Source organism: Flavobacterium cerinum, from assembly GCF_024496085.1.
Lineage (GTDB): Bacteria > Bacteroidota > Bacteroidia > Flavobacteriales > Flavobacteriaceae > Flavobacterium > Flavobacterium cerinum_A.
The window spans coordinates 1-18,658 of sequence record NZ_CP101751.1 but is presented as its reverse complement, the minus strand read 5'-3'; the positions used below and the strand labels follow the sequence as shown (position 1 = coordinate 18,658).

The window sequence follows — 18,658 nt, the reverse complement described above, 5'->3', positions numbered from 1 at the left end:
AATAGTAATTGGCATAGTTGTATAATGTAATTGAATTGTTATTTTTGTTGATTGCTAATCAACTATTATAATGGCAGTCCTTAATGGGATTGCGGTTTTTTCGGAGACTATAAATTATTTAAAATATTTTGAAAGAATGAGGTTAAAACATGTTCTGTTAGGTCTTTGTGTGGCAGCGAGTGCGATGTCGTATGCACAGGATAAAACGAAAAAAGTACTTTTCAATATTGATAATCACCCTTATTACACAGATGAATTCAGTAGAGTTTATAAGAAAAACCTGGATCTGGTAAAAGATGAATCACAGAAAGATTTGAATCAGTATCTGGATCTTTTTCTGGGATATAAGCTGAAAATTGAAAAAGCAAATAAACTGGGATTGCAAAAAGGACCTAATTATATAGCTGAATTAAGGTCATATCGTAGCCAATTATCACGTAATTATATGACGGATACGAAAGTTACGAAAGAATTGGTGGATGAAGCCTACCAACGCTCTCTTAAAGAAATTAAAGCCGCTCATATATTGATTACAGTTGACGAAAATGCTTCGCCGGCTGATACACTTAAAGCCTATCATCAGGCAATGGACATCCGTAAAAAAGCGATGGCCGGAGAAAATTTCGAAGATCTGGCGACCCGTTATTCTCAGGATCCTTCCGCTAAAGATAATAAAGGAGATTTAGGTTATTTTTCCGTTTTCCGAATGGTATATCCTTTTGAAACCGCAGCTTACAAAACCAAAAAAGGGGAGGTGTCGATGCCGGTTCGTACCCGTTTCGGTTACCACCTTATTAAAGTAAATGATATTCGGGATAACAGAGGACAGGTAACAGTAGCACATATTATGCTGATGAAAGCTGAAAACCCGGTTGAAGGGGAATCGGTTAAAAACAATATCGACGATATCTACAAAAAAATCAAACAGGGTGAAAATTTTGAAAGCCTGGCGCAACAATTTTCACAAGACCGCTCATCTGCAGGAAAAGGAGGGCATTTACAACGTTTCGGATCCGGAGAATTAAGCTCTGAAAAATTCGAAGATGTTGCTTTTACATTAAAAAATCCGGGTGATGTTTCGGAACCTTTCCAAAGTCAGTTCGGTTGGCATATTGTTAAGCTAATTGAAAAATTCCCGGTGCGTAGTTTAGCTGATGTACAGTCGGAACTGGAATCTAAAGTTCGAAAAGACGATCGTTCAAAACTGATTGACGCTTCTTTAAATGAAAAGCTGACTAAAAAATACGCGATCGAAAAGAATGCCAAATTATATACAAAAGCCGCTAAACTGGTAACGGATAAATTCTATAATGAAGAATGGAATCTGCCTGCATCTACACCGGAATTAGAAGGAAGTTTATTGGTGATCAATAAAGATCGTAAAGTTTCTGCTATGGACTTTTTAGAGTATGTAAATACACAGCAAAAAGCGAAATGGGGAATCAAACCGATCGGTAAAGTTGTTGATCAGTTATACGGTAAATTCATTCAAAACCAGTTAATGGGATATTATAACGATAATCTTGAAAAAGAAAATCAGGAATTTGCCAATGTAATGGACGAATACCGCGACGGATTGTTGTTGTTTGATTTGATGGAAAAAGAAATATGGGACAAAGCCAAAACGGATACGTTAGGGTTAAAAGCGTTCTACGAAAAAAATATCGCACAATACCAGTGGAATCCTAGAGTTGAGGCTAATGTATTCTCATCGGTACAACAGGATGCTATTCAACAAACGTTGAAATTACTGAAAAAGAAAAAATCCATTGATTTTATTAAAGAACAACTGAATAAAGATAATAACGTTTCGATTATTGTAAAAACAGGTGTTTTTGAAGAAGGTAGCGAAGCTTTACCGAAACATTCTAAATTGGATGTAGGTATTTCGGATGTTATCAAAGACGGAAATTACTATTTCGTGATTCAGGTGAATAAAAAAATGCCGAAAGGACCAAAAACATTTGAAGAGACAAAAGGAAAAGTGATTAACGATTACCAGCAGTATCTTGAAAGTAAATGGGTAGACGAATTGAAAAAAGAGTTTACAATCAGTATTGATAAAGATGCATTTAACCAGGTAAAACAGGAATTGCAGCAATAAATAAATGAATAAAATCGCCGTACTGTTTTTAGTAATGTTTTCGGTTTTGTCCTGTGATTATATACGACCGAAACAAAAGCCCGAAGCAATAGCGAGGGTTAACGATTCCTATCTGTATGCAGACGAAATCAAAGGATTGGTTCCTGCGGGAACGTCCAAAGAGGATAGTCTGATGATTGTTAAAAATTATATCGACAGATGGGCGACAAAAACATTATTAATGGATGCGGCGGAAGTGAATCTTAGTGATAAGGAAAAAAACGCTTTCGATGCCCTGATACAACAATACACAACCGATCTGTATACCGGAGCTTATATTGAGCAAGTGGTCAAGCAGGCGATCGATACAACGATAACAAAAGACGAATTGTTGCGTTATTATCAGGCAAACAAAGAAAATTTCAAAACAACAGGGACATTAGTTCGGTTAAAATATATCAATCTGACGAAAGATAATCCTAAATTTGCAGTCATAAGAAGCCGGTTTAATTCATCGCGTAAAGAAGATCGAAAAGCACTGGAAGGAATGACCATTCAGTTTAAGAGTTATGCTTTTAACGATACGGTTTGGGTAGATATGAATCAGGTATACCGAAATCTGCCGTTTGTAAATCCGGATAATCGGGACCGTTACATTACCGATGGAATTGCCTTTGAATATCAGGACAGTCTTTCGGCTTATCTGGTAAAGGTCGGCAAGGTATTGGATCGGAATCAGATCGCGCCGTTCGAATATATAAGTCCTACAATAAAACAAATAATATTAAATAACAGGAAATTAGAATACATTAAGAAATTTGAAAAAGAGATCACTAATGATGCCATTAAAAATAAGAAATATGAAGTTTATAAATAAGAAGACGGCTTTGCTTTTCGGATTGGCCCTGACGTTTTTCGGAACAGCACAGGCGCAACAAACTCCGAAAAAGAAGATTGATGGGGTGGTAGCCGTAGTCGGAGAATATGTAGTTTTGGATTCGGATATCGATAAAACTTTTGTTGAGTTACAGGCACAGGGGATCGACATCAAAAATATTACGCGATGTGAAATGTTCGGAAAACTGTTGGAAGATAAACTATATGCGCATCAGGCCGTTCAGGATAGTATCGTGGTAACCGATCAGGAAGTACATGATTTTATGAACTCGCAATTAGACCAAATGGTAGAGCAAGTAGGATCGGTAGAAAAAGTAGTGAAATTCTATAATAAGAAAAACTTAGAAGAGTTTAAAACGTACTTTTTCGACATCGTAAAGATGAATAAATTAACGTCGCAAATGCAACGTAAAGTTGTAGATGAAGTTGAGATTACACCGGAAGAAGTGCGTACGTTCTTTAAAGGTATTCCAAAAGAAGAATTACCGGTTTTCGGAGCAGAAATGGAAGTAGCGCAAATTGTGATCAAACCTAAAATTTCTGAAGCGGAAAAACAAAGAGTAATCAACCAGTTAAAAGAAATTAAAAAAGATGTTACGGACAACGGTGCCAGCTTTTATAGTAAAGCGGTATTGTTTTCAGATGATAAAGCTTCGGTACCAACCGGCGGATTTTATAAAATTACCCGTAAAACGCCTTTCGTAAAAGAATTTAAAGATGTAGCTTTTAGTTTAGCTGAAGGTGAAATCTCAGAACCGTTTGAAACAACTTACGGCTATCATATCATCTATCTGGAAAAAATCCGCGGACAGGAATTGGATTTAAGACACATATTGATCATTCCTAAAGTATCGGATGAGGCAATGAAAGAAGCTAAAGAAAAAATTGAAAAAATCCGTCAGCGTATCGTAAGCGGGGAAATCAAATTTGCAGATGCGGCACGTGCTACCTCAGATGATAAAGACACCCGTAACAGTGGTGGTATTCTGGTAAATCCGAGAACTCTTGAGACGCGTTTTGAATTGACTAAAATGGATCCGGGATTATACAGTCAGGTTTCCGATTTAAAAGATAACGCAGTATCGTTACCGTTTGTAGATAGCGATGATAAAGGGGTTAAATGTTATAAAATCATGACAGTAACCAATCGTTATGATGAGCATACTGCCGACTATGCTAAAGATTATCTGAAAATTAAAGAATTAGCTTTAAAAGAAAAACAAATTAAAGCGATTGCAAAATGGACAGAAGAGAAAATTAAAGAAACCTATATCAAGATTAACGGAGAATACAGAGATTGTAAATTCACGAATAACTGGTTAAAAAAATAATTTTTAAAAAATAATTAAAAGAGTTAGTTTTATGAATTTAAAGCTAACTCTTTTTTAATTTAAACAGATACCTATATAATATTATGTCAGACGTTGCAGCTATTCAGAACCTGGTTCAGAAACAAAAAGCCCTGAAAGAAGAAATTGCTAAAATTATTGTCGGTCAGGATGAAGTGGTGAATCAGATTGTACTGAGTATTTTTGCCGGAGGTCACGCCTTGTTGGTAGGAGTTCCGGGATTAGCCAAAACCTTAATGGTAAATACAATTTCTCAGGCGTTGGGACTGGACTTTAAACGAATTCAGTTTACGCCGGATTTGATGCCGTCCGATATTTTGGGAAGTGAAATTCTGGACGAGACGCGTACCTTTAAATTTATCAAGGGACCGGTTTTTTCTAATATTATTCTGGCGGATGAGATTAACCGTACGCCTCCGAAAACACAAGCGGCGCTTTTAGAAGCAATGCAAGAAAAGTCGGTAACGATTGCCGGACATCATTATAAACTGGATTTGCCGTTTTTCGTACTGGCAACGCAAAACCCGATTGAACAGGAAGGAACCTATCCGTTGCCGGAAGCGCAGCTGGATCGTTTTATGTTTGCAATTAAATTGAATTATCCGACTTTCGAAGAGGAAGTACAAGTGGTGAAAAGTACAACATCGGATAATAATGTAAAAGTGAATCCATTGTTCTCGGCTCAGGAGATTATTGATTTCCAGTATTTAATCCGACGTATTCCGGTAGCGGATAATGTGATTGAATATGCGGTGACATTGGTGAGTAAAACACGTCCGGATAATCCGTTGGCAACAGATTATGTAAAGAATTATCTGGATTGGGGAGCGGGACCTCGTGCTTCTCAGAATCTGATTTTAGCAGCAAAAACCAATGCCGCTTTAAAAGGTAAGTTCTCACCGGATATTGAAGATGTAAAAGCAGTAGCTACAGGGATTTTACGCCACAGAATTATTAAGAATTATAAAGCGGATGCTGAAGGGATAACGGAAGAAATGATTATTGCGAAATTGTTATAATTTTTTCTGTTTTTTTTCGTTTTTGATAAGACTAACCAAAACCTTTATAAAATGAAAAATAGTATAAAAAACGTGCCGGAAATAGTACTGATCGGACTGGCGGTTTTCAGTTTTGTGGAGACTTTAATCGTTCGGTCGGAAATCAATTACCTGATGATTATCGTAATGGCGATCATGATTATACAGTTGGTTTTTAAGAATCGTTATTTTGGTGTTTTTCTGGGGCTGTTAGTCGGGTTGGTGTCGTTTGGGTTGCTCCTGGCGGTAATATCCGATTATCGAAAATTCCCGACGGTTAATTCCGAAGCAATACAATTATTGTCTGTAGGTGGCCTGTTTAGTCTGATAGGAGCAGTTTTGTCGGCCATGTTGCTTTATAAATATTTTAATCAGCAAGAAACAGTAAAAATAGAACCGTAATTACACGGATATAGACCGTTTTTAAGCCGTTTTCAAGGAATTGAGAATGGCTTTTTTGCATAAAATGGGTATGTTTTTTTAGAAATCGACAATATAAAATTAAAATTTTACGAATTTCTAATAAAATCAATGATTTACCTAGTATCGTTGAAAAAAAATCAGTAAAATAGAATGTTTATAAATAATAATTCTTTGAAATTAAAGAAATACTAAAAAGTTTCAAATCTCATTAAGATTGTTTAAATTTGTACCACTTTTGAAGAACAAACAAATAATAACATAACTCATTCATAGTATGGCTTTTGATATTGAAATGATTAAAAAAGTGTACGACAACATGGCGGAACGTGTAGATAAAGCACGTGAGTTAGTTGGTCGTCCGCTAACATTATCGGAAAAGATTTTATATTCACACTTGTGGGAGGGAACTCCGTCACAAGCTTTTACAAGAGGTAAAGATTACGTAGATTTCGCACCGGATAGAGTAGCGTGTCAGGATGCAACAGCACAGATGGCATTGTTACAGTTTATGCACGCAGGAAAAAATAAAGTAGCAGTTCCGACAACAGTACACTGTGATCACTTGATCCAGGCAAAAGTGGATGCTAAAACCGATTTGGCAAGAGCAAAATCACAAAGTAGTGAAGTATTTGATTTCTTGTCTTCTGTTTCTAATAAATACGGAATCGGATTCTGGAAACCGGGAGCGGGAATTATTCACCAGGTAGTATTAGAAAATTATGCTTTTCCAGGAGGAATGATGATCGGAACGGATTCACATACGGTAAATGCCGGTGGATTAGGAATGTTAGCGATCGGAGTTGGTGGAGCTGATGCAGTAGATGTAATGTCAGGAATGGCTTGGGAATTGAAATTCCCGAAATTAATCGGTGTTAAATTAACCGGTAAATTGTCAGGATGGACAGCACCAAAAGACGTAATCTTAAAAGTAGCAGGTATTCTTACTGTAAAAGGAGGAACCGGAGCTATCGTTGAATATTTCGGTGAAGGAGCAACTTCAATGTCTTGTACCGGAAAAGGAACAATCTGTAATATGGGAGCTGAAATCGGTGCTACGACTTCAACTTTCGGATATGATGATTCTATGGATCGTTATTTACGTTCAACCGGACGTGCAGATGTTGCTGATGCGGCAAACAAAGTAGCAAAATACTTAACAGCTGATGAAGCGGTTTATGCGAACCCGGAACAGTATTTTGATCAGGTAATTGAAATCAACCTTTCTGAATTAGAGCCGCACTTAAACGGACCTTTTACTCCGGATTTGGCTACGCCGATCTCTAAAATGAGAGAAGAAGCGGAGAAAAACAACTGGCCGTTAAAAGTAGAGATCGGTTTGATCGGATCATGTACGAACTCCTCTTATGAAGATATCGCCCGTGCTGCTTCTTTAGCAAAACAGGTAGCGGATAAAAAATTAAAAACAAAAGCACAATTCACAATCACACCGGGATCGGAGTTGGTTCGTTATACAATCGAACGTGACGGATTTATCGATACATTCGATAAAATCGGAGCAACGGTATTCGCAAATGCTTGCGGACCATGTATCGGTATGTGGGATAGAGAAGGTGCAGAAAAAGAAGAAAGAAATACAATCGTTCACTCGTTTAACCGTAACTTCTCGAAACGTGCTGACGGTAACCCGAATACATTAGCATTCGTAGGTTCTCCGGAATTAGTTACAGCTTTGGCAATTGCAGGTGACTTAGGATTCAATCCGTTAACTGACAAATTGATCAATGAAGAAGGTCAGGAAGTAATGTTAGACGAACCAAGTGGTGATGAATTACCTAAAAAAGGATTTGATGCTGAAGATCCTGGATATCAGGCACCGGCTGAAGACGGTTCTGGTGTTAAAGTGGAAGTATCTCCAGAGTCAGAGCGTCTGCAATTATTAGCTCCTTTCCAACCTTGGGATGGTGAAAATATTACCGGAGCGAAACTGTTAATCAAAGCTTTCGGAAAATGTACAACTGACCACATTTCTATGGCAGGTCCTTGGTTACGTTTCCGTGGTCACTTGGATAATATTTCAAACAATATGTTGATTGGTGCAGTAAATGCATTCAACCAAAAAACGAACAACGTGAAAAATCAGTTGACAGGTGAATATGGTGAAGTGCCGGCAGTACAACGTGCTTATAAAGCAGCTGGTGTGCCGTCAATCGTAGTGGGTGATCATAACTACGGTGAAGGTTCTTCTCGTGAGCATGCTGCTATGGAGCCACGTCACTTAGGGGTAAAAGCGGTATTGGTAAAATCTTTTGCTCGTATCCACGAAACAAACCTTAAGAAACAAGGTATGTTAGCCCTAACGTTTGCTAACGAGGCAGATTACGATAAAATCCAGGAGAATGATGTAATCAATTTCTTAGACTTAAAAGAATTTGCACCAGGAAAACAATTGACTTTAGAATTTGTTCACGCTGACGGTTCAAAAGATATCATCATGGCAAACCATACGTACAACGAAGGTCAGATTGGCTGGTTCGTAGCAGGTTCTGCTTTAAACCTGATTGCTGCCGGTAAAGCATAATCAAGTTTTAATTATAAAATTAAAGGGTTGTCTTTTCGGCAACCCTTTTTTTATACCTGACAGGTTTTTAAAACCTGTCAGGTATAAAACCAGTCAGATTTCAAATCCCTAGAACTATCGGATTAGCAATATTGATAGGATTATGGTTGATAAAGGCGATTATGTTTTTAAAAGCATATTCGAAATAAAGTTCATAACTGTTTTGCTCCACATAGCCCAAATGAGGCGTACAGATCACATTTGGCATTTGTAATAATGGATAATGGATATCGGTAATCGGTTCTGATTCATATACATCTACAGCGGCAAAACCCGGACGACCTTGTTGTAAAGAGTTGATCAAAGCATTTTTCTGAATTAATTCTGCTCTGCTGGTATTGACAATAATGGCATTCGGCTTCATCATTAGCAAGTCACTTTCCTTTACGATTTCGTGAGTACTTTCGTTGAGACGAAGATGTAGCGTTACAATATCTGAATTGCGAAAGAAAAAAGATTTACTTTCTGCGGCTGAATGACCGTCTTTTAAAGCTTGATTTCTGGAATTTTCACTTCCCCAGACCAGTACATTTGCTCCGAATGCTTTGGCGTATAAAGCGATTTTTTGACCGATTTTTCCATAGCCCCAAATACCGATCGTTTTTCCGTGAATAGTAGATCCGATATTGGTTTGCCATAGTCCGTTTTGCATCGCTTGAATAGCTTGCGGAAGTTTGCGAACCGCGTTCATGATTAAAGTCCAGGTAAGTTCAGCCGGAGCAATTGGAGAACCGATTCCTTCAGCTACAGCGACATTATGACGGGTACAGGCGTTAAGATCCAAATGATTGGAAATCTTGCCGGTTTGACTGATCAATTTTAATTTGGGTAGCCGGTTTAGTAAAGCTTCGGTTATTTCGGTACGTTCCCGTATTAAGATCAAAATTTCTGCGTCAGCGAATCGTTCTGCTAAAGCATCGATATCTTTTACGGTATCATTATAGATTGTAACATCTTGATCGGCTATTAGTTTAAAACAATTTAACTGACGAACGGTATTTTGATAATCGTCCGGAATGATGATTTTCATAATTGTAAATATTGAGATATATAAAGATAAAAAAACCGCCTCAATATTTGAGGCGGTCTTTAAAGGCTTTGTAAGGCAAAACGATTAATAATACATGTAACGTCTTACTTTTGCAATATATTTAGCTAAACGGATTACCTGATGGCTATATCCGTATTCGTTGTCATACCATACATACATTACAACGTTTTTACCGTCGGCAGATACAATTGTAGCATTACTGTCGAAGATAGAAGGTGCTGAAGTACCAACGATATCAGAAGATACCAATTCGTTGTTTAATGAATATTTGATTTGTTCTACCAATTCACCTTCTAAGGCATATTGTTTCATGATTTCATTAACTCCTTCTTTAGTTGTAGCGTTGTTAACTTCAAGGTTTAATACAACCAATGACCCGTTTGGAACCGGTACACGGATGGCATTTGAAGTTAATTTTCCGGCTAACGAAGGTAATGCTTTGGCAACCGCACTTCCGGCTCCTGTTTCGGTAATAACCATATTTAGGGCAGCAGCTCTACCGCGACGGTATTTTTTGTGCATGTTATCAACCAGATTCTGGTCGTTTGTATAAGCGTGAATTGTTTCTAAGTGTCCTTTAACTACACCTAAAGTGTCTTCAACCGCTTTTAAGATCGGAGTGATCGCGTTAGTTGTGCAAGAGGCAGCAGAGTAGATTTTTACTTCATCCGGGTTGTAATCTTCGTGGTTTACACCGTAAACAATATTCGGAACGCCTTTACCAGGTGCTGTTAATAATACTTTGTCAGCTCCTTTTGAAGTTAGGTGACGGCTTAATGCTTCTTCTGTTGTGAAAGCACCGGTATTATCAATGATCAATGCATCGTTGATACCATATTTTGTATAATCGATTTCTTCAGGAGAATTCGCAGTAATGATATGAACAGTAGTTCCGTTAATGATCAATGCGTTGTTTTCAGGATCAGCAATAACAGAACCTTCGAAATCACCGTGAACGGAATCATAACGTAATAAAGAAGCACGTTTTTCTAAAAGAACTGCATCATTTTTATCACGGGTAACAATAGCTCTTAAACGAAGTTGTTGTCCCTTTCCGATTTTTGACATTAACTCACGAGCTAATAAACGGCCGATACGTCCGAAACCATATAAAACAACGTCTTTTGGTTGGATGTCTTTCGTCTCTTTCGCATTTTTTAGTTTGTCTACTACGAAAGCGGTAGCATCATTGTATTTGTCATCTTCCAAATGATATTCGTAAGTTAATTTTCCGATATCAATACGGGAAGGAGGAAGGTCTAATGCTTCGATAGCTCTGGCAATTTCTACAGAATCAAAAATGTTGATTGGTTTCTGAACAAATTCTCCGGCATATTCATGTAAGTTGATGATGTCGCTTACATTTCGGTCGATTAATTGATTTCTGAAAAGAACCAATTCGATCGACTTGTCATACCATAGGTCGCTAATGATTTTGATAAATTCAACGCCGGCTCTTCTTCTGTCTGCTTGAAAAGCCAACTCTTTCTCGTAAACAGCACTATTGTTGTTCATTATAGTAAAAAAGTTAGGATTGTGTTGTTAATAAAATTGGTGCAAAAGTATTGATTTTTACTGAATTTGTTTTGAGAAAAAAGAACTTTTTTAAAATTAAAAACCCCGCTCGAAAGCAGGGTTTGTTTTAAGGATATTTTTATTGAGTGATTACCTGAACTAAGGCTCCTTTTCGGGTAATTAATTCTAATCGAACCGATTGTCCTTCCCCTTTTCGGGATAAAGCTCTTGATACGGTTTCGATGTCGGTTGCCTTCGCACCGTCAACATTCAGAATGATGCTTCCTTTAAGATCATTCGCATATTTTAGTAGATTACCACTGGTAACATCTTTTATTTTGACACCATAATCAATGTTAAACATTTTCTTCTCGGGTGCTCCGATATCTTCCAGTTCTAGCCCGTTAAAATCATAATTCAATAATTCGCGTTTGGTTAATTCGATTTTAATGTCTTTGCGACTTCCTTCGCGAATAATTCCGGCGATAACAACATCATTCGGACGTTTTGTATTAATATAAGAAGAAAGATCAGCATAGGAATTAATCGCTTGATTGTCCAATTTTACAATGATGTCTCCTTTTCTTAAACCGGATTTTTCAGCTCCTGATTTTTTGGAAACATTGGTAACATAAAAACCTTGTGTCAGCTTAACGCCAAATTCTTTTGAAGCCGCACTGTTTAAATCGGTTCCTTCAACACCTAATACGCCACGTTGTACATTGCCGTATTCCATTAGATCTTCAATGATTTTACGCGTAATGTTGGAAGGTACGGCAAAGGAATAACCTACATAAGAACCGGTCACGGAAGAAATCATGGTGTTGATTCCGATTAGTTCGCCGCGGGTATTGACTAATGCGCCACCGCTGTTCCCCGGATTTACGGCAGCATCGGTTTGAATAAAGGATTGGATGCCGTTATTTGATAAATTACGGGCTTTTGCCGACACAATACCGGCAGTTACAGTCGAAGTAAGGTTGTAAGGATTACCAACGGCTAAGACCCATTCGCCGACTTTAATATTGTCGGAATTTCCGAAAGTGGCATACGGTAGCTTTTCATCAGCATCGATTTTTAATAAAGCAATGTCCATTTTACTGTCGGTTCCGACTAGTTTGGCTTTGTACGTTTTGTTGTTGTTTAAAGTAACTTCCAGATCAGTTGCATTCTGAATTACGTGGTTGTTCGTTACGATATAGCCGTCTTCCGTTATAATAACACCGGAACCGGTACCAATCTGGGTTTGTTGTTGGTCACCGCGGTAACCGTAGAAAAACTCCATTAAAGGATTGGTTGGAATTCGGGAAACCGAAACATTTTTTACGTGTACTACAGAATGAACCGCACTTTCGGCAGCAGCGGTAAAATCTAAATTATCAGCAGCTCCAAGGCTTACATTTCGGGTATAGTTGGGCGCGACTGAAAGTGAGGAATCGGAAGAAGCTGATCGGTCAAATAAAAGTTTGTAAGCTCCTAAGGTTGTAGCCCCGCTTAACAGGGATACTAAGAATAAACTTGATAATCGTTTCATATTCGCTGGCATATTTAATTATTTAACAGTAAAATTATAAACTTCAATAATTCAAAAAAAGGGTTTAACTCCCGTTTAACAATCTTTAACGTGTCATTAATATTTGTACTTTTGTTTATCCGTAACTTCGTATTAACAATACGAAACATACATTTATAACAGAATAAATCCGTCTTAAAAAAGCCTTATTGATCAGGACAAATGAAAATACAATTTTATAAATATCAGGGAACCGGAAATGACTTTGTCATGATCGATAACCGACAATTAACTTTCCCCAAAAACAATACCAATCTGGTTAATAGTTTGTGCGACAGACGTTTTGGCATTGGAGCCGACGGTCTGATCTTGTTGGAAAATGACGAATCGACAGATTTTCGAATGGTTTATTATAATTCTGACGGTAATGAAAGTTCAATGTGTGGTAATGGAGGACGTTGTCTTGTGGCTTTTGCCCGACAGTTAGGAATTATAAAAGATACAGCCACATTTATTGCAACTGACGGATTGCATCATGCTACTGTAGATGAAAATAACATTGTGTCCTTACAAATGAAAGACGTGGATACAGTTGAAAGACATTCGAATCATGTGTTTTTAAATACCGGATCACCGCATCATGTTGAATTGGTGGAGGATCTTAAGATATTTGACGTAAAAAACGAAGGAGCTCGTATTCGCTACGGTGAATTGTACGGCCAGGCCGGAAGTAATGTGAATTTTGTATCTCAGACCGGAAGTGATCGCTTTGCGGTAAGAACTTATGAAAGAGGAGTTGAAGATGAAACATTGTCTTGTGGAACCGGGGTTACTGCGGTAGCAATAGCCATGAAAGCAACCGGAAAAACAGATAGTTCAGTAATTACATTAGATGTTGAAGGCGGAGAGTTGGAAGTGCGTTTTCAGGAGAAAAACGGTTTTTATACCGATGTATTTCTAAAAGGTCCGGCTACTTTTGTTTTTAAAGGAGAAATAAACTCATAATTGTAAAAAGTGATAACCTTAACAGGCGATACCATATACCTGCGTGCACTCGAACCGGAAGATCTGGAATTTGTATATGCAATTGAAAACGATGAAAATATCTGGGAAGTTAGTAATACGCAAACACCCTATAGTCGTTTTCTGATTCGGCAATATCTGGAAAATGCACAACAGGATATTTATGAGGCGAAACAGTTGCGCCTGGCAATATGTCGTAGCGGTAGTTTTGAAGCAATCGGACTAATCGATCTTTTTGATTTTGATCCCAGGAATCAAAGAGCCGGAATCGGTATCGTAATAAAAAATAACGAAAACAGGAATCAGGGGATGGGAAAAGAAGCTTTAGGATTGCTTATTGATTACGCATTCAGACAGTTACAATTACATCAGCTGTATGCAAATATTAGTCAGGAAAATGCAGCGAGTATCAAGCTTTTTACTACTTTTGGCTTCCGATGCATCGGGGTAAAAAAGGATTGGATGCGGTCACAGCACCAGTTTACCGATGAAGGGATGTATCAGTTAATTCATCAATCTTAAATCGTATCTTATTTTGAAAGTAAAGAAAATTATCAGCATTTTTTCGGTAGTATTGCTATTCGGTGCTTTGATTTACGGGTATATACTGTATAATAAAGTGTTTTCGGCGAATACAAAATTCTCGGAAAACGAATTGTTTGTTTATGTTCCGACGGATGCTACTTATCCGCAAGTACAAAAAATACTGGAACCTTATATTGAAAATATGGAAAACTTCGATTTTGTGGCTTCCAAAAGAGGTTACGAACAAAATGTGGTTTCCGGAAAGTTCCTGTTAACAAAAGGAATGAGCAGTTTTGATGTTGTACGTTCTTTGCGTAAAAACGTTCCGGTAAAAATGGCTTTCAATAATCAGGAGTCTTTAGGAAAATTGGTACAACGTTTATCCAGTCAGATTGAACCGGATAGTATTACGTTAACACAAACGTTTACGGATTCTACTTTTATGGCTGAAAACGGCTTTAATAAAGAAAATATATTGAGTATGTTTATTCCGAACACTTATGAATTTTACTGGAATACTACAGCAGTAAAAGTTCGAGATAAAATGATCAAAGAATATAGAAAGTTTTGGAACGACGAGCGTGTACAAAAGGCTAAAGCTCTGGGTTTAACGCCAATTGAAGTTTCAACTTTGGCTGCTATTGTACATAAAGAGACAGCTAAGGTTGATGAAAGACCGAGAGTGGCGGGAGTGTACCTGAATCGTTTAAAAGTTGATATGCCGTTACAAGCGGATCCTACTGTAATTTATGCGGTAAAAAGAGAAACCGGTGATTTTGACCGTGTGATAAAAAGAGTATTGTATGAAGATTTGAAAATTAAGTCACCATATAATACGTATATCCATACCGGATTGCCTCCGGGACCGATTGCTATGCCGGATATTAATGCTATTGATGCGGTTTTAAACGCAGAGAAGCACGATTATATTTATTTCTGTGCTAGTGTAGAGAAATTCGGATATCATGAATTTGCGGCTACTTTAGCACAACATGGTGTTAATAAAAAGAAATATGTAGATTGGTTAGCGAAGCAGGGAATCAATCGATAATAAAATTGCTGAATTGCAAAGACTGAAAAAAAACAAGGCCTTACGAATTACACGTAAGGCCTTGTTTTTTGGGCTTTAACCCTTTTGTTTTTATTTAGTCCTAATCTATATATTGGGGTGCGTTTTGTAAAATAGGCCGGTTTTGGATGCTATTTTACTTTTTTTGGAAGACTCCGAAATTGAGTGTCTTTTGCTGTGAGTCAGCGGTTTCAGGGCGTTAAGCAGGAGTTAAGAGAGTGTTAGGTTTGTTTTTAGAAAACTTTAACAGCTTGATTTTCAGGTTTATAAAAAATGTCCTATATTTGCAAACAGAAATTTCAAGATGGTGACAGGGCTTGAGAAATCAAAACTTATGATAAAAAAATGGACGTACTTTTTAGGAATGATTCTCCTAATCACCTTAATCAGTTCAGGATTTAAAGTCTTTGAAGTAGAGAAGTTAGAAGGATTTCATGTTGAGGATGATGAAGTAATCACGTATTTAGTTCCCACTGAAGAAGAAACCAGCAAAGTATTTTTTAATTTCCCATTTACCGGTAAATCTTATGTAGGCTTTAAACAAGCCATCGCGATGAAAGAATCGCTGGGATTGTATAATCTGGTAAATCCTTTTGGATATATGGGGAAATACCAGTTCGGGAAAAGCACTTTACGAACTGTTGGTATTTATGATGTAGCTGAGTTTTTGAAAAACCCTAGAATGCAGGAAAAAGCATTTAAAGCACTTTTAGCCCGTAATAAATGGGAGCTCCGAAAAGAGATCGATCGTTATGAAGGGAAGATCATTAAAGGAGTGAAAATAACGGAATCAGGCATTCTTGCCGCAGCGCACTTAGGTGGAGCGGGTTCTGTAAAAAGTTTCCTTAAAAGTAATGGTAATAACGGATTTACCGATGGATTCGGGACATCTTTAAAAAGTTACCTGAGAAAATTCGGAGGCTATGATACCTCAAACATTGTGGCAAATCCCAATGCTAAGGTAAAGATGAATTAATTCATTTTATGAATAATGAATATACAAGGTCGGTTATGTAAATCGACCTTATTTTTTTTCCATTCGTTAACCGTTTTGGTTTTGATAAATTCGGTTGGCAATGTAATATCACAAGCAATACATAAATGCGTACTAGGTTGCAAAATCTGTAACAAATCTTCAATGAGCTTATTGTTACGGTAAGGGGTTTCTATAAAAAGCTGTGACTGATTTTTGTCGAATGATAGCTTTTCAAAATTTTTAAGTGCTTGTTTTTTCTCCGATTTATCAATAGGAAGATAACCGTTAAAAGCAAAGCTCTGACCGTTCATTCCGGAAGCCATAATGGCAAGAAGAATGGACGACGGACCTACTAACGGGACTACTTGTATGCCTTTTTCATGTGCGATTTTAACAATAGCAGCGCCGGGATCGGCAACTCCGGGACAACCGGCCTCACTCATTAAGCCGATGTTATGACCTTCCAGTAGCGGCTGAATAAAAACGTTATGTTCAGAAGTTTCAGTGTGCTTGTTGAGTACTGAAATTTTTAATTCCGGTTGCTTTTTCTCGGGATGAACACTTTTTATAAAACGACGAGCTGTCTTTTCGTTTTCAACAATGTAGTGATCAATGAAATCAATACTTCTTTTTATGGTTTGAGGTAATACATCTTCAGGATTCATTTCGCCTAAAGTTGTAGGGATCAGATATAATTTGCCATAAAAAGTTAAAGGTTTCATAGATGTTGTTTTTTTAATTTGTCGGCGATAATAGTGCAGGCATCATCCAGTAGATTGTAAACCTGTTCAAAACCGTTTTGTTCGCCGTAATAAGGATCGGGAACCGGAATGTTTTCACCGGGGTATAATTCGTTTAAAATAAGCTTTACTTTGTTTTTGGAAGCTTCGTCCGGCGCCAGGCGGATAATATCTTTGTAGTTGGAATTATCCATGGCGAAGATATAATCGAAATTCTGAAAATCAGCGAGTTTGAATTGTCTGGCCCGTTGATTGGTAATGTCGATACCTTTGTTTTTGGCGGTAAGAATCGAACGCTTGTCCGGTAGTTCTCCGGCATGCCAACCTCCCGTTCCTGCTGAATCTACAATAAAAGAGGTTGCCGGGAGTTTGCTTTGTAAGATTCCCTCAGCTAAAGGGGATCGGCAAATGTTCCCCAGACAGACCATCAGAATTTTCGTAGGCATGAATATTATAGGGATAACTTCTTGTGAATATCGTCTACGTATTTTTTAAACTGCTTATCAGTGGCAACCAGGTTGTCAACGGTTTTACAGGCGTGTAATACGGTAGCGTGATCCCGGTCTCCGATTTGCGACCCGATATTGGCAAGGGAGGCTTTCGTGAATTTTTTAGCAAAAAACATAGCTAATTGACGAGCCTGAACCACATCACGCTTTCGGGTTTTGGACTGAAGTGTTTCAATATCCAATTGAAAATAATCGGATACTACTTTTTGGATATAATCGATCGAAACTTCGCGTTTTACATTCTTTACGAATTTCTCAACAACCTGTTTGGCTAATTCAGTTGTAACTTCACGTTTGTTAAATGAAGACTGTGCAATCAATGAAATGATAGCACCTTCTAATTCTCTAACGTTGGTTTTGATGTTTTTGGCTACATACTCCACGATTTCATCCGGCATTTCAACACCGTCACGGTATAAAATGTTTTTCAGGATAGCAATACGGGTATCGTAATCCGGTTGTTGGATTTCAGCCGAAAGTCCCCATTTGAAACGGGAAAGTAAACGTTGTTCAATGTCCTGCATATCAACAGGCGCTTTGTCGGAAGTAAGGATAACCTGTTTTCCGTTTTGGTGCAGGTAGTTAAAAATGTGGAAAAATACATCCTGTGTACCGGCTTTACCGGATAAGAACTGTACGTCATCAATGATAAGTACGTCAATTAACTGGTAAAAATGGATAAAGTCGTTTCGGGTATTCTTTTTAACCGAATCAATATATTGTTGTGTAAACACTTCGGCAGAAATGTATAACACGGTTTTTTCCGGGTGTTTTTCTTTGATTTCCACACCGATAGCATGTGCAAGGTGCGTTTTCCCTAATCCTACGCCACCAAAAAATAATAGTGGGTTAAAAGAGGTTCCGCCCGGTTTGTTGGCAACAGCCATACCGGCAGAACGCGCTAAACGATTGGATTCCCCTTCCAGGAAATTATCAAAGCTATAGTTGGAATTTAACTGAGATTCAATTTTTACATTTCGGATTCCGGGAATAATAAACGGGTTTTTCAATTCCGGGTTTTTATTCTGAATCGGTACGTCAACTTCCTGTGGTTTTACCTGAGGACGGCTAACACTTGGCAATTGTTCCGTAAACGGTAGTTTGTTGCCATAAGTGTGTTCCATTTTAATTTTATAAAGTAACTTTGCGCTTGCACCAAGTTCTTTAGTCAAGGCAACTTTAAGTAGCTTTACATAATGTTCCTCCAACCATTCGTAGAAAAATTTACTAGGTACCTGAATATATAATGCGTTATCAGTAAGCTCAACAGCTTTGATTGGCTCAAACCATGTTTTATATGCTTGGTCCTGAATATTGTCTTTTATGAACGATAGACAGTTATCCCATACCGATTGCGCAGTTTTATTCAT

Annotated in this window: 16 protein-coding genes; 10 read left to right on the top strand and 6 right to left on the bottom strand. The window is 37.7% G+C overall.

All coding sequences use genetic code 11. The features are described 5' to 3' along the window. Nucleotides 1-136: 136 nt before the first annotated feature. The 6 genes from NOX80_RS00080 to NOX80_RS00055 all read left to right on the top strand — a co-directional run bounded on the left by NOX80_RS00080 (nucleotide 137) and on the right by NOX80_RS00055 (nucleotide 8,328). Nucleotides 137-2,104, top strand: coding sequence for a peptidylprolyl isomerase (locus tag NOX80_RS00080; protein WP_256551322.1), 1,968 nt, complete (start codon nucleotides 137-139; stop codon nucleotides 2,102-2,104). 4 nt (nucleotides 2,105-2,108) lie between these two features. Beyond that, entirely contained in the window at nucleotides 2,109-2,960 is an 852-nt protein-coding gene (locus NOX80_RS00075; protein ID WP_256551321.1) for a hypothetical protein, read from the top strand. Then, the gene (locus NOX80_RS00070; RefSeq protein ID WP_256551320.1) at nucleotides 2,944-4,311 is read left to right on the top strand and encodes a peptidylprolyl isomerase; all 1,368 of its coding nucleotides are present in this window, start codon (nucleotides 2,944-2,946) and stop codon (nucleotides 4,309-4,311) included. The genes NOX80_RS00075 and NOX80_RS00070 overlap by 17 nt, the downstream gene beginning before the upstream one ends. A gap of 83 nt (nucleotides 4,312-4,394) precedes the next feature. Next, entirely contained in the window at nucleotides 4,395-5,348 is a 954-nt protein-coding gene (locus tag NOX80_RS00065) for an AAA family ATPase (protein WP_256551319.1), read from the top strand. 51 nt (nucleotides 5,349-5,399) lie between these two features. Then, the gene (locus NOX80_RS00060; protein ID WP_256551318.1) at nucleotides 5,400-5,768 is read left to right on the top strand and encodes a hypothetical protein; all 369 of its coding nucleotides are present in this window, start codon (nucleotides 5,400-5,402) and stop codon (nucleotides 5,766-5,768) included. Nucleotides 5,769-6,063: 295 nt separating this feature from the next. Further along, nucleotides 6,064-8,328: an aconitate hydratase gene (locus tag NOX80_RS00055; RefSeq protein WP_256551317.1), complete on the top strand. Its 2,265-nt coding sequence runs from the start codon at nucleotides 6,064-6,066 to the stop codon at nucleotides 8,326-8,328. A 100-nt stretch (nucleotides 8,329-8,428) separates the two neighbouring features. On the opposite strand, the gene NOX80_RS00050 is transcribed toward NOX80_RS00055, so the two are convergent. From NOX80_RS00050 to NOX80_RS00040, 3 genes are all read right to left on the bottom strand, one after another. Beyond that, a complete protein-coding gene (locus NOX80_RS00050) occupies nucleotides 8,429-9,397 on the bottom strand; it encodes a D-2-hydroxyacid dehydrogenase family protein (protein WP_256551316.1) in 969 nt (322 codons plus the stop codon). 84 nt (nucleotides 9,398-9,481) lie between these two features. Further along, a complete protein-coding gene (locus tag NOX80_RS00045) occupies nucleotides 9,482-10,933 on the bottom strand; it encodes a glyceraldehyde-3-phosphate dehydrogenase (protein WP_256551315.1) in 1,452 nt (483 codons plus the stop codon). Between the two features lie 139 nt (nucleotides 10,934-11,072). After that, nucleotides 11,073-12,467, bottom strand: coding sequence for a trypsin-like peptidase domain-containing protein (locus NOX80_RS00040; RefSeq protein ID WP_256551314.1), 1,395 nt, complete (start codon nucleotides 12,465-12,467; stop codon nucleotides 11,073-11,075). A gap of 201 nt (nucleotides 12,468-12,668) precedes the next feature. Here NOX80_RS00040 and dapF point away from each other — a divergent pair, with 201 nt between their 5' ends. The 4 genes from dapF (at nucleotide 12,669) to NOX80_RS00020 (ending at nucleotide 16,039) form a co-directional block, all read left to right on the top strand. After that, nucleotides 12,669-13,451, top strand: coding sequence for a diaminopimelate epimerase (gene dapF / locus NOX80_RS00035; RefSeq protein ID WP_256551313.1), 783 nt, complete (start codon nucleotides 12,669-12,671; stop codon nucleotides 13,449-13,451). Between the two features lie 9 nt (nucleotides 13,452-13,460). Further along, nucleotides 13,461-13,991, top strand: coding sequence for a GNAT family N-acetyltransferase (locus NOX80_RS00030; RefSeq protein WP_256551312.1), 531 nt, complete (start codon nucleotides 13,461-13,463; stop codon nucleotides 13,989-13,991). Nucleotides 13,992-14,004: 13 nt separating this feature from the next. Further along, the gene (mltG, locus tag NOX80_RS00025) at nucleotides 14,005-15,045 is read left to right on the top strand and encodes an endolytic transglycosylase MltG (protein WP_256551311.1); all 1,041 of its coding nucleotides are present in this window, start codon (nucleotides 14,005-14,007) and stop codon (nucleotides 15,043-15,045) included. Between the two features lie 352 nt (nucleotides 15,046-15,397). Further along, nucleotides 15,398-16,039, top strand: a complete 642-nt coding sequence (locus tag NOX80_RS00020) for a peptidoglycan-binding protein LysM (RefSeq protein ID WP_256551310.1) — start codon at nucleotides 15,398-15,400, stop codon at nucleotides 16,037-16,039. On the opposite strand, the gene NOX80_RS00015 is transcribed toward NOX80_RS00020, so the two are convergent. From NOX80_RS00015 to dnaA, 3 genes are read right to left on the bottom strand one after another with little or no spacing between them, the layout of a single operon-like run. Further along, nucleotides 16,036-16,761 carry an SAM-dependent methyltransferase gene (locus tag NOX80_RS00015; protein ID WP_256551309.1) on the bottom strand — a complete coding sequence of 242 codons (726 nt, stop codon included), beginning with the start codon at nucleotides 16,759-16,761 and terminating at the stop codon, nucleotides 16,036-16,038. The two genes, NOX80_RS00020 and NOX80_RS00015, sit on opposite strands and share 4 nt — an antisense overlap. Beyond that, nucleotides 16,758-17,225, bottom strand: coding sequence for a low molecular weight protein-tyrosine-phosphatase (locus NOX80_RS00010; RefSeq protein WP_256551308.1), 468 nt, complete (start codon nucleotides 17,223-17,225; stop codon nucleotides 16,758-16,760). Before NOX80_RS00010 ends, NOX80_RS00015 begins: the two co-directional genes overlap by 4 nt. Nucleotides 17,226-17,230: 5 nt before the next feature. Then, complete coding sequence (gene dnaA / locus NOX80_RS00005) at nucleotides 17,231-18,658, bottom strand: chromosomal replication initiator protein DnaA (protein WP_256551307.1); 1,428 nt, start codon at nucleotides 18,656-18,658, stop codon at nucleotides 17,231-17,233.

Coding starts and splice junctions, on each gene's coding strand:
- NOX80_RS00010 (WP_256551308.1), bottom strand. CDS start 17,225: ATGCCTACGAAAATTCTGATGGTCTGTCTGGGGAACATTTGCCGATCC.
- NOX80_RS00075 (WP_256551321.1), top strand. CDS start 2,109: ATGAATAAAATCGCCGTACTGTTTTTAGTAATGTTTTCGGTTTTGTCC.
- NOX80_RS00060 (WP_256551318.1), top strand. CDS start 5,400: ATGAAAAATAGTATAAAAAACGTGCCGGAAATAGTACTGATCGGACTG.
- NOX80_RS00020 (WP_256551310.1), top strand. CDS start 15,398: ATGATAAAAAAATGGACGTACTTTTTAGGAATGATTCTCCTAATCACC.
- NOX80_RS00040 (WP_256551314.1), bottom strand. CDS start 12,467: ATGAAACGATTATCAAGTTTATTCTTAGTATCCCTGTTAAGCGGGGCT.
- NOX80_RS00045 (WP_256551315.1), bottom strand. CDS start 10,933: ATGAACAACAATAGTGCTGTTTACGAGAAAGAGTTGGCTTTTCAAGCA.
- NOX80_RS00070 (WP_256551320.1), top strand. CDS start 2,944: ATGAAGTTTATAAATAAGAAGACGGCTTTGCTTTTCGGATTGGCCCTG.
- NOX80_RS00080 (WP_256551322.1), top strand. CDS start 137: ATGAGGTTAAAACATGTTCTGTTAGGTCTTTGTGTGGCAGCGAGTGCG.
- NOX80_RS00050 (WP_256551316.1), bottom strand. CDS start 9,397: ATGAAAATCATCATTCCGGACGATTATCAAAATACCGTTCGTCAGTTA.
- NOX80_RS00015 (WP_256551309.1), bottom strand. CDS start 16,761: ATGAAACCTTTAACTTTTTATGGCAAATTATATCTGATCCCTACAACT.
- NOX80_RS00055 (WP_256551317.1), top strand. CDS start 6,064: ATGGCTTTTGATATTGAAATGATTAAAAAAGTGTACGACAACATGGCG.
- NOX80_RS00065 (WP_256551319.1), top strand. CDS start 4,395: ATGTCAGACGTTGCAGCTATTCAGAACCTGGTTCAGAAACAAAAAGCC.
- dnaA (WP_256551307.1), bottom strand. CDS start 18,658: ATGAATAAAACTGCGCAATCGGTATGGGATAACTGTCTATCGTTCATA.
- dapF (WP_256551313.1), top strand. CDS start 12,669: ATGAAAATACAATTTTATAAATATCAGGGAACCGGAAATGACTTTGTC.